The 9,582-nt window shown below is 72.3% G+C and carries 8 protein-coding genes; 3 read left to right on the top strand and 5 right to left on the bottom strand.

Annotated elements, in window-relative coordinates; all coding sequences use genetic code 11:
• Positions 1-181: 181 nt before the first annotated feature.
• The 3 genes from ACFYW1_RS09035 to ACFYW1_RS09025 form a co-directional block, all read right to left on the bottom strand.
• On the bottom strand, positions 182-1,072 hold the full coding sequence (locus ACFYW1_RS09035) for a glycoside hydrolase family 19 protein (RefSeq protein ID WP_388989284.1): 891 nt from the start codon (positions 1,070-1,072) through the stop codon (positions 182-184).
• A gap of 208 nt (positions 1,073-1,280) precedes the next feature.
• Positions 1,281-2,153 (bottom strand): glycoside hydrolase family 19 protein, encoded by an 873-nt coding sequence (locus ACFYW1_RS09030; protein ID WP_388989323.1) that lies wholly within the window; start codon positions 2,151-2,153, stop codon positions 1,281-1,283.
• 221 nt (positions 2,154-2,374) lie between these two features.
• Complete coding sequence (locus ACFYW1_RS09025; RefSeq protein ID WP_148840609.1) at positions 2,375-3,658, bottom strand: adenylosuccinate synthase; 1,284 nt, start codon at positions 3,656-3,658, stop codon at positions 2,375-2,377.
• A 186-nt stretch (positions 3,659-3,844) separates the two neighbouring features.
• Here ACFYW1_RS09025 and ACFYW1_RS09020 point away from each other — a divergent pair, with 186 nt between their 5' ends.
• Positions 3,845-4,705 (top strand): diacylglycerol kinase, encoded by an 861-nt coding sequence (locus ACFYW1_RS09020; protein ID WP_388989280.1) that lies wholly within the window; start codon positions 3,845-3,847, stop codon positions 4,703-4,705.
• Positions 4,706-4,915: 210 nt separating this feature from the next.
• Here the strand turns inward: ACFYW1_RS09020 and ACFYW1_RS09015 are convergent, their stop codons facing one another.
• Entirely contained in the window at positions 4,916-5,446 is a 531-nt protein-coding gene (locus tag ACFYW1_RS09015) for a GbsR/MarR family transcriptional regulator (RefSeq protein WP_388989278.1), read from the bottom strand.
• A 100-nt stretch (positions 5,447-5,546) separates the two neighbouring features.
• On the opposite strand from ACFYW1_RS09015, the gene ACFYW1_RS09010 reads away from it, so the two are divergent.
• Both ACFYW1_RS09010 and ACFYW1_RS09005 read left to right on the top strand, forming a co-directional pair.
• Complete coding sequence (locus tag ACFYW1_RS09010; RefSeq protein WP_388989275.1) at positions 5,547-6,473, top strand: ATP-binding cassette domain-containing protein; 927 nt, start codon at positions 5,547-5,549, stop codon at positions 6,471-6,473.
• The gene (locus ACFYW1_RS09005; protein WP_388989272.1) at positions 6,470-8,104 is read left to right on the top strand and encodes an ABC transporter permease; all 1,635 of its coding nucleotides are present in this window, start codon (positions 6,470-6,472) and stop codon (positions 8,102-8,104) included. Before ACFYW1_RS09010 ends, ACFYW1_RS09005 begins: the two co-directional genes overlap by 4 nt.
• A 130-nt stretch (positions 8,105-8,234) precedes the next feature.
• Here ACFYW1_RS09005 and ACFYW1_RS09000 read toward each other — a convergent pair whose 3' ends face one another.
• Complete coding sequence (locus ACFYW1_RS09000) at positions 8,235-9,464, bottom strand: cytochrome P450 (RefSeq protein ID WP_388989269.1); 1,230 nt, start codon at positions 9,462-9,464, stop codon at positions 8,235-8,237.
• Positions 9,465-9,582 lie beyond the last annotated feature (118 nt).

Raw genomic sequence — 9,582 nt, 5'->3', positions numbered from 1 at the left:
GCGCCCCGGGGGGCGCCCCCCCCGCCCGCCCCGCCCCCCCCCCCCCCCCGGGGGGGGGGGCCGCGCCCGCCGCCCCCCCCCCCCCCCCCCCCCCCCCCCCCCCCCGCGGGGGGGGGGCCGCGGGGGGGTTACCGCGGGGTCAGCAGCCCGGGCGGGATCGGCCGGGACCGGCAGGGGTCGGTCAGCAGCTCAGGTTGGAGCCGGGGGTGGTGCCGAGGATGGCGGTGAACGCCTTGTAGCGGTCGATGCGGCTCTGGACCTGGGCGGGGTTGCCGCCGTTGCACTCCAGGGTGCCGTTGATCGAGCGGATGGTCTCGCCGAAGCCGGCGCCGTTCACCATGGCCTGGTGGGCGGTCATGGTGCCGGGGCCGTTCTGCGTGTTCCAGTACCAGAGGCCGGTCTGCCAGGCGATCGAGGCGTTCTGCTCGACCAGGTACGGGTTGCCCAGCAGGTCGATGCCGAGCGCGTCACCGGCGGCCTTGTAGTTGAAGTTCCAGCTGAGCTGGATCGGCCCGCGCCCGTAGTACGCGGCCTGGCCGGCCGGGCAGCCGTACGGCTGGCTGCTGTCGCAGTAGTGCGGGTAGTTGGACGTGTTCTGCTCGACCACGTACACCAGACCGCCCGTCTCGTGGCTGACGTTGGCGAGGAACGCCGCCGCCTCCTGGCGCTTGACGGTGTCGCTGCCGGTGTTCGCGAAGCCCGGGTAGGCGCTCAGGGCGTCGGTCAGGCCCCGGTACGTGTAGAAGGAGTTCCGGTTCGGGAACATCTGGTTGAACTGGGCCTCGCTGACGACGAAGCCGGACGGGTTCGGCTCGCCCGGGTCCGTACCGCCGCCACCGCAACTGCCCTGGTCCGCCCAGACGTCGGAGCTGCCGGGCGTCTCGTTCTGGGTCCACCACTTGGCGGTCCAGTTGTGACCGTTGTGGGAGGCCGACTTGCCACCGGTGTAGACGGACGAGGAGTTCCAGGGGGCCGCGCACTCCGCCGCGGCCGCGGTGGAGGCGGGAAGGACGACGAGCGTCGCGACGAGCGCACCGAGCGCGGTCAGCAGACCCAGGACACGCCTGACCATGTGATCACTCCTTCGGTGCGGCGCACCGGGCTGGGCGGTGCGCCGCCATGGGGGGTTGACCGTCACTCAAGCGCCGATGGTCTGAACCTGTCAAGGTCTAGACCAGCCCCGAATATTCTTCCGAACCTGCCGCACGTCACACCCCGGGCGACGGACTCGGATCGCGAACTCCGTTTCCGAAACTGCTTGTTGATGACGAATCAGCAGGTCAGCAGCCCAGCCGGGAACCCGGCGCCACACCGAGGATCCCGGTGATCCGCTCGTACTTGGCGACCCGGGCCGCGACCGATTCGGGATTGCCGCCGTCGCACTCCAGGGCGCCGTTGAGCGAACGGATCGTCTCGCCGAAGCCCGCGCCGCCGACCATCGCCTCGTGCGAGGTCATGGTGCCGGGGCCGTTCTGGGTGTTCCAGTACCAGAGCGCCGTCCGCCAGGCGACGGACGGATCCCGCTCGACCAGCCAGGGGTCGTGGAGGAGGTCGAGGCCGAGGGCGTCCCCGGCGGTCTTGTAGTTGAAGTTCCAGCTGAACATGATCGGGCCGCGCCCGTAGTACGCGGTCCGCCCGGCCGGGCAGCCGTACGGTTGGCCGTAGTCGCACTTGCGCCAGTAGTTGGCCTCGTTGATCTCCTTCACGTACCGCAGCCCGACCGACTCGAAGTCGGCGTGGGTCAGGAACGCCGCCGCCTCCCGGGCCCGCGCGGCCGGCGTTCCGGTGTTCGCGAAGCGCGGGTAGGCGTTCAGGGCGTCGATCAGGCCCTGGTACGTGTAGAAGGGGTCGCGGTCCGGGAAGATCTCGTCGAACTGCGCCTCGCTGACGACGAAGTCGGAGACCTCGCCCGCACAGGCACCCCGGTCGGCCCAGGCACCCGTGGCACCCGGATTCTCGTTCAGCGTCCACCACTTGGCCGTCCAGTTTCGGCCGTGGTGCGAGACGGTGCCGCCCGCCGAGTAGGCCGTGGAGGGGTTCCAGAGGGGCGCGCACCGGACGGCCCCGGAGCCGGCCGGGGCCGCGGCGGGGGCGGGGGCGGGGGCGGGGGCGGGGGCGGGGAGGAACGCGGCTGTCGCGAGGACGGCACCCAACACGGACAGAAGACCCTTGATGCGTTTCAGCGCCGCTCACTCCTTCGGAAGGGGCACGCCGAACACCTCAGCGGGCCGTCGGAACGTCCCGCCACTCAAACCGCATTGGTCTGGACCTGTCAAGACGGGGGTCGGAGGACGGAAGCTCCCCGGCCACGAACGGAGCGCGGGGCGGTCCGGGACCCGCAGTCCCGGACCGCCCCGCGTTCGGGCCGTACCCCTCAGATGAAGGAGTTGATCTCGATGGTCTCGGTGCGGCCGGGGCCGACACCGATCGCGGAGATCGGGGCGCCGGACATGTCCTCCAGCGCCTTCACGTACGCCTGCGCGTTCTTCGGCAGGTCACCGAAGGTCTTGGCCTTCGTGATGTCCTCGGACCAGCCCGGCAGCATCTCGTAGACCGGCTTCGCGTGGTGGAAGTCGGTCTGGCTGTACGGGAGTTCCTCGACGCGCTTGCCGTCGATCTCGTACGCCACGCACACCGGGATCTGCTCCCAGCCGGTCAGCACGTCCAGCTTGGTGAGGAAGAAGTCGGTGAGACCGTTGACCCGGGTCGCGTACCGCGCGATCACCGCGTCGAACCAGCCGCAGCGACGGTCGCGGCCGGTGGTGACACCGCGCTCGCCGCCGATCCGGCGCAGCGCCTCGCCGTCCTCGTCGAACAGCTCCGTCGGGAACGGGCCGGCACCGACGCGGGTGGTGTACGCCTTGAGGATGCCGATGACCCGGGTGATCTTCGTCGGCCCCACACCGGCACCGGTGCAGGCGCCGCCCGCGGTCGGGTTCGAGGAGGTGACGAAGGGGTACGTGCCGTGGTCCACGTCGAGCAGCGTCCCCTGCCCGCCCTCGAAGAGGACGACCTTGCCCTCGTCGATGGCGTTGTTCAGGACGAGCGTCGTGTCGGCGACGTACGGCTTGATCTGCTCCGCGTACTGGAGCATCTCCTCGACGATCTTGTCGGCCTCGATCGCCCGGCGGTTGAAGACCTTGGCGAGGAGCTGGTTCTTCTGCTCCAGGGCCGCCTCGACCTTCTGCGCCAGGATCGACTCGTCGTAGAGGTCCTGGACGCGGATGCCCACACGGTTGATCTTGTCGGCGTACGTCGGGCCGATGCCACGGCCGGTCGTGCCGATCTTGCGCTTCCCGAGGAACCGTTCCGTCACCTTGTCGACGGTGACGTTGTACGGAGTGATCAAATGAGCGTTACCGCTGATCAGCAGCTTGGACGTGTCCACGCCGCGCTCGTTCAGCCCACTCAGCTCGGAGAGCAGGACGGCCGGGTCGACGACGACACCGTTTCCGATGACCGGGGTACACCCCGGCGAAAGGATTCCGGAGGGGAGGAGATGCAGTGCGTACTTCTGGTCTCCGACGACCACCGTGTGGCCGGCGTTGTTGCCGCCCTGGTAGCGCACCACATAGTCCACGGATCCACCGAGGAGGTCGGTGGCCTTTCCCTTGCCCTCGTCACCCCACTGAGCACCGAGCAGCACAAGTGCGGGCACAGGCGTACACCCCTTCCGGGCGGGGCATGTCCAAGGTCAGGGGGCGTACGTAAACGTCGTACATGCCGTACGACGATGTACGACAAGGCCTGAACCGTCGAACCGGGTGCCCCGGAATAGACGAAGCCCCTGGCGCAATAGCGCAAGGGGCTCTTGCACCAAGATGCTACCCGAGGAAGGACCGAGGTGTCGGCTGCCCAGCCCCCCGGCGACGGTGCGCACCAGCTGCTGGTGGTCATCGACCCGGTCGCCCGCCGGACCGACGGCGAGTCCGTCCGTATCGCGAAGGACGTGCTGAGCGCCGGTTCGCACGCCAAGATCTGCCTGCCGGACGGGCCCGAGGAATTCGCCCGGGCCCTGTCCCGCCGGGGCAGTCGGCGGCCGGTGGTGGTCGGCGACGACCGGGCGCTGCGGCGGGCGGTGATCCAGCTGCACCGGGAGCGGGGACCGGCCGAGAACGCCCTCGCGCTGATCCCGGTCGGCGCAGCGGCCGCGCTGGAACTCGCCCATTCGCTCGGTGTGCCCCGGGGCGCGGTGGCGGCGGCGCGCACCGCGCTGGACGGCGCCGTGCGCAGGATCGACCTGCTGGTCGACGACAGCGACGGCGTGGTCCTGGGCGCCCTGCACATCCCGGCCCTGGGGGCGCCGCCGGGCGCGACGGCGGCCCGGACGGGGGCCACGGCGGTCTGGGACACCTGCCGCTCCCTGGTCCGCACCCTGGTGCGCCCCGCCCCGCCGACGCCCGCCGGGCCGGCGCCCACGCACCGGCTGCGGGTCGAGGCCGACGGGGTCCTGCTGAACGACCTGGACCAGCCGGTCGAATCGGTGACCGTGACCTCGCAGGGCTGCGGGGGCGGTCTCGCCGAGGTGGTGGTCCGTCCCCCGGCCGCCGCCCCGGTGACGGCGGAGGCGAAGGCGGTCACGGTCTCGGGCGCGGACTTCCGCTACCGGGCGGACATACAGGTGGGCGGCCCGGTCCGGACGAGGACCTGGACGGTACGGGCGGGGGCCTGGGGGCTGATGCTGCCGCCCGCGAGCGAGGGGTAGCCCCTCGGCCGCTCAGCCCCTCCGCCCCGGTCGGGCTTCTCGCTGCCCCGGCTCCGGTCCCGCTCCGGCTCCGGTCCCGCTTCGGCCAGGGGAGCGGACTTGGACACGGGGCGGCCGGTGCGCCCGTTCGGGTGGCCGCGGGCACGCGGACGGGGTCCGGGCCCGGGGCGGGCTTCGGCCCCGGAACCGGGCGCGGGGTCAGGTCCGGGGTCAGTCCTGGGGGAGGCCGGCACGGGCCGGGAGGTCGAGCGTCTTGCGGTGCTCGCGCCAGCGGTCCATCATCCCGACCAGCTCCGCCTGCAGGAACTCGAAGAACGCCACCGTCTCGGCGAGGCGGGCCCCGGCCGGGGTGTCCTCGCCCAGGGTGCGGACACCTTCCTTGAGGGTGCTCTCCCAGCGGGTCAGCACCCGGTCGCGGTTGGCGAAGGTGGTGTACCAGACCTCGTCGTGCAGGCGGTAGCGGTCGCGGCGGGAGCCCGGCTCGCGCTCCCGGCCGACCATGCTGACCTGCGTGAGGTAGTTGATCGCGCCGGACACGGCCGCCGGGCTGATCTGCAGCGCCATCGCCAGCTCGGCGGAGGTCATGGAGCCGTCGTCGTCCGCGAGGAGCGCGGCGAACACCCGGGCCGCCATCCGCTGCATCCCGGCCTCGGTCATCTCGGACGCGAACCGCTCCACGAACCGCGACACGGCCTCCGCGTCACGCCCGGAGCGCACGTCCTGCTCGGTTTCGCTGGTCATCGTCCGCTCGTCTCCCCTGGTTTCCCGGCCTCCGCCGCGCCCCCAACTTTATACGCTTCCTTAACTTCACAACTTTGTGAAAGTAGCGTACATTCAGAACATGACGAAGGCAATCACGGTGGCCGGACTGCACAAGTCGTTCGGTCGGACACACGCGCTGGCCGGCCTCGACCTCGCGGTCGAGACCGGCGAGGTCCACGGCTTCCTCGGGCCCAACGGGTCGGGGAAGTCCACCACCATCCGGGTGCTGCTGGGTCTGCTGCGGGCGGACTCGGGCGCCGCCCGGCTTCTCGGCCGCGACCCGTGGGCCGACGCGGTCGAACTGCACCGGAGAGTGGCGTACGTCCCGGGTGACGTCACGCTGTGGCGCAATCTCTCCGGGGGCGAGGTCATCGATCTGTACGGGCGGCTGCGCGGCGGTCTCGACCGCGCCCGGCGCGCCGACCTCGTCGACCGGTTCGAGCTGGACCCGACCAAGAAGGGTCGGACGTACTCCAAGGGGAACCGGCAGAAGGTCGCCCTCGTCGCCGCGTTCGCCTCCGACGTGGACCTGCTGATCCTGGACGAGCCGACCAGCGGCCTCGATCCGCTGATGGAGGAGGTCTTCCAGGGCTGCGTCGCCGAGGAGCGGGCGCGCGGGCGGACGGTCCTGCTGTCCAGCCACATCCTCAGCGAGGTCGAGTCGCTCTGCGACCGGGTGAGCATCATCCGGCAGGGGCGGACGGTGGAGTCGGGTTCGCTGGCGGACATGCGCCACCTGACGCGCACGAACATCAGCGCCGAGCTGGCCGGCGCGCCGAACGGGCTCGCGCAGCTGCCCGGCGTCCACGACCTCGACGTCCAGGGCCTGCGGGTCACGCTCCAGGTCGACACGGACAAGCTGGACGCCGTCCTCAGATCGCTCTCCGCGTCGGGGGTGCGGACGCTGACCAGCACCCCGCCCACGCTGGAGGAGCTGTTCCTGCGTCACTACGCGACGGCCGACCCGGCCCGCGGCGACGAGGGCGCGGGGGTGGCGGCGCGATGACTGCCGTGACCATGGCCTCCCCGACCGATGCCCGACGCCGGACCCGGGCCGGGAGCGGGCGGCTCGCCGGCACGGGGACGCTGCTGCGGCTCGCCCTGCGCCGCGACCGGATCATCATGCCGGTCTGGGTGCTCGTGCTCGGCGGTTCCTTCTCGTCCGTCGGGAAGTCCCTCGCCTCGCTGTACGACACCGCCGGCCGGCGTGCCGAGCTCGCCGCCTCGATGAACGGCAACAGCTCGCTCCGGGCGATGTACGGGCCGGTCTTCGACGACTCCGTCGGCGGGCTCGTCAGTTGGCGGATGGTCGCCTTCGGCGCCGCGCTGGCGGCCGTGATGAATCTGATCGTCGTCGTCCGGCACACCCGGGAGGAAGAGGAGACGGGCCGTCAGGAGATGCTCTCCTCCGCGATGGTGGGGCGCCTCGCCCCGCTGACCGCCGCGCTCCTCGCGGCGGTGATCGCCGACGTGGCGCTGGCGCTGGTGATCGTGGCGGGCATGGCCGGGTCGGGCGCGGGCGGCGCGGGGGCGGTGGCACTGGCCCTGGCGGTCGCCGGGGTCGGGCTGCTGTTCGCCTGCACCTCCGCGATCGCCGCGCAGTTCACCGAGAGCGCCCGGCTCGCGAAGGGGCTCACGGCCGCGGTGATCGGTGCCGCGTTCGTACTGAAGGCGGCGGGCGACTCGGCGACGGACGACGGTTCGTCCGTGCTGACCTGGCTCTCCCCCATCGGCTGGGCGGAGAACGTACGCGCCTACGCGGACGAGCGCTGGTGGGTGCTGCTCCTCGTCGCGGCGGCGATCGCGGTCCAGGCCGCCGTGGCGTACGCCCTGACCGGGCGGCGGGACGTCGGCATGAGCTTCCTGGCGACCCGGCCGGGGCCCGCGGAGGGCCGGATCTCCACCGCGTTCGGCCTCGCGCTGCGGCTCCAGCGCGGCGCGCTGATCGGGTGGACGCTGTCCTTCGCCGCGGTCGGGGTCGTCTTCGGCGGGCTGACCGGCGGGGCGGCCGATCTCGTCGGGGACAACGAGAAGACGAGGGAGATCTTCGAGCGGATGGGCGGCCAGGCCGGTCTGACCGACGCGTTCCTCGCCGCGATGGTCTCGATGCTGGGGATGGTCGCGGCGCTGTACATCGTCGCGTCGGCGCTGAGACCGCACGGCGAGGAGACCACCGGCCGCGCCGAACCGGTACTGGCGGCCGGGGTGGGCCGGATCGGATGGGCGGCCGGTCACCTGGTCATCGCGTTCGGCGGTGCGGCCCTGCTCATGGTGGTCGGCGGCCTCGGACTGGCCGCCGGTTACGGACACGACCTCCCGGCCGTGCTGGGCGCGGCGCTGGTCCAGCTCCCAGCGATCTGGCTGCTGGGCGGGGTGACGGTACTGCTGTACGGGGCGCTCCCGAGGGCGGCAGCGGCGGCCTGGGGCGTGGCCGGGGTCTGCCTGGCGCTGGGGTGGCTCGGCCCGGCCATCGATGTGCCGCAGGCGGTGATGAACGTGTCGCCGTTCACGCACCTGCCCAAACTGCCGGGGGGCACGGGGATGGAGTGGGGCCCGGTGTTCGCGCTCACCGCCGTCGCGGTGGTGCTGACCGGGGCGGGCCTGGGCGCGCTGAGACGCCGCGACGTGCTGAACTGAGCCGGGGCGGGGCGGGTGGGGCAGGGGGCCCGGGGCGCCGGGGCGAGGTGAGGAGCCGGGAGGGAACGGGGAGCGGGGAGGAGCGAGGAGCCGGGGCGGGGCTTCCCCGGCTCTCCGCTCCCCCGCCCCGTCACAGCTCCACGCGGAGTTCCTTCAGGCCCCTGATCACGTAGCCCGGGTTCCACTCCGGTTCGGCCACCAGCCGCATGCCGGGGGCGCGGCGCAGCAGTTCGCCGAAGGAGGCGGCGAGTTCGACGCGGGCCAGCGGGGCTCCCAGGCAGAAGTGGATGCCCGCGCCGAAGGTGATGTGCGGGTTGTCCCGCCGGGCCAGGTCCAGGGTGTCCGGGTCGGTGAAGCGGGCCGGGTCGCGGTTCGCGGAGCCGAAGAGCAGCGCGACCTCCGAGCCGCGCGGAACGACCGTGCCGTCGATCTCGATGTCGTCGAGGACCCAGCGCTCGAACATCTGCAACGGGGTGTCGTACCGCATCAGTTCCTCGATCGCCGTCGGCAGCAAGCCGTGGTCGGCGCGCAGGGCGGCCAGCTGCTCGGGGTGGCGCAGCAGGGTCCACCAGCCGTTCACCGTGGTGTTGACGGTCGCCTCGTGACCGGCGTTCAGCAGGAGCACACAGGTGGAGATCATCTCCTGCTCGCTCAGCCGCTCCCCCTCGTCGTGGGCGGCGATGAGCGCGGAGATCAGGTCCGTACCGGGGTTCTTGCGCCGCTCCTCGATCAGTTCGCGCAGGTACGCGGAGAAGTCGAGCGAGGCGCGGACGGCGGCCCGCGCGGTCTCGTCGGACGGGTTCAGTTCGAACATGCCGCAGATCGCAGCGGACCAGGGCCGCAGCGGGGCCCGGTCGGACTCCGGGATGCCGAGCATCTCGGCGATGACGGCCACGGGCAGCGGTTCGGCGACGGCCGTGAGCAGGTCGCCGCCACCCGCCTCGACGAAGGAGTCGACCAGTTCGGCGGCCAGCCGCCGCACGGTCGGGACGAGCTGTTCGACCGTGCGCGGTGTGAACGCCTTGGAGACCAGGCGCCGGATGCGGGTGTGGTCGGGGGCCTCCAGGTCGAGGAGCCCCTGCCCGTTGAGGGTGTGGAACGGCTCGTGCTCGGCGGGCGGCGGGGTGCGGCCGAACTCCTCGTGGGTGAAGCGGTGCAGGTACGTGCGGCCCAGCCGGCGGTCGCGCAGCAATGCGGACACGTCGGCGTGGTGCGGGACGAGCCACTGGTCGGTCGGCTCGAAACGGTGCACCCGGCCGGCGGCCCGCAGAGCGGCGTAGGCGGGGTACGGGTCGGCGACGAAGGCCGGGGACCAGGGGTCGAAGCGGGCATCGGCCGCAGAAGGGAAGGACGGGTACATGGTCGGACGCTAACCGGCCCCGGCACCCGCCGACCACCCGCCCTGCCCCGGTGCCCGTCGGCTCCCCGGACCGGGCCGGGTCCTCGACCGGACCGGGCCTGCCCGCGCCCCGCCCCGC

The organism is Streptomyces sp. NPDC002669 (genome assembly GCF_042889165.1).
In the GTDB taxonomy this organism is placed as follows: Bacteria; Actinomycetota; Actinomycetes; order Streptomycetales; family Streptomycetaceae; genus Streptomyces.
This window is presented reverse-complemented; position numbering and strand designations above follow the sequence as displayed.

Bases quoted from the DNA above. Each gene is read 5' to 3' on its own strand.
- ACFYW1_RS09035 (WP_388989284.1), bottom strand. From the start codon at position 1,072: ATGGTCAGGCGTGTCCTGGGTCTGCTGACCGCGCTCGGTGCGCTCGTC.
- ACFYW1_RS09015 (WP_388989278.1), bottom strand. From the start codon at position 5,446: ATGACCAGCGAAACCGAGCAGGACGTGCGCTCCGGGCGTGACGCGGAG.
- ACFYW1_RS09010 (WP_388989275.1), top strand. From the start codon at position 5,547: ATGACGAAGGCAATCACGGTGGCCGGACTGCACAAGTCGTTCGGTCGG.
- ACFYW1_RS09005 (WP_388989272.1), top strand. From the start codon at position 6,470: ATGACTGCCGTGACCATGGCCTCCCCGACCGATGCCCGACGCCGGACC.
- ACFYW1_RS09000 (WP_388989269.1), bottom strand. From the start codon at position 9,464: ATGTACCCGTCCTTCCCTTCTGCGGCCGATGCCCGCTTCGACCCCTGG.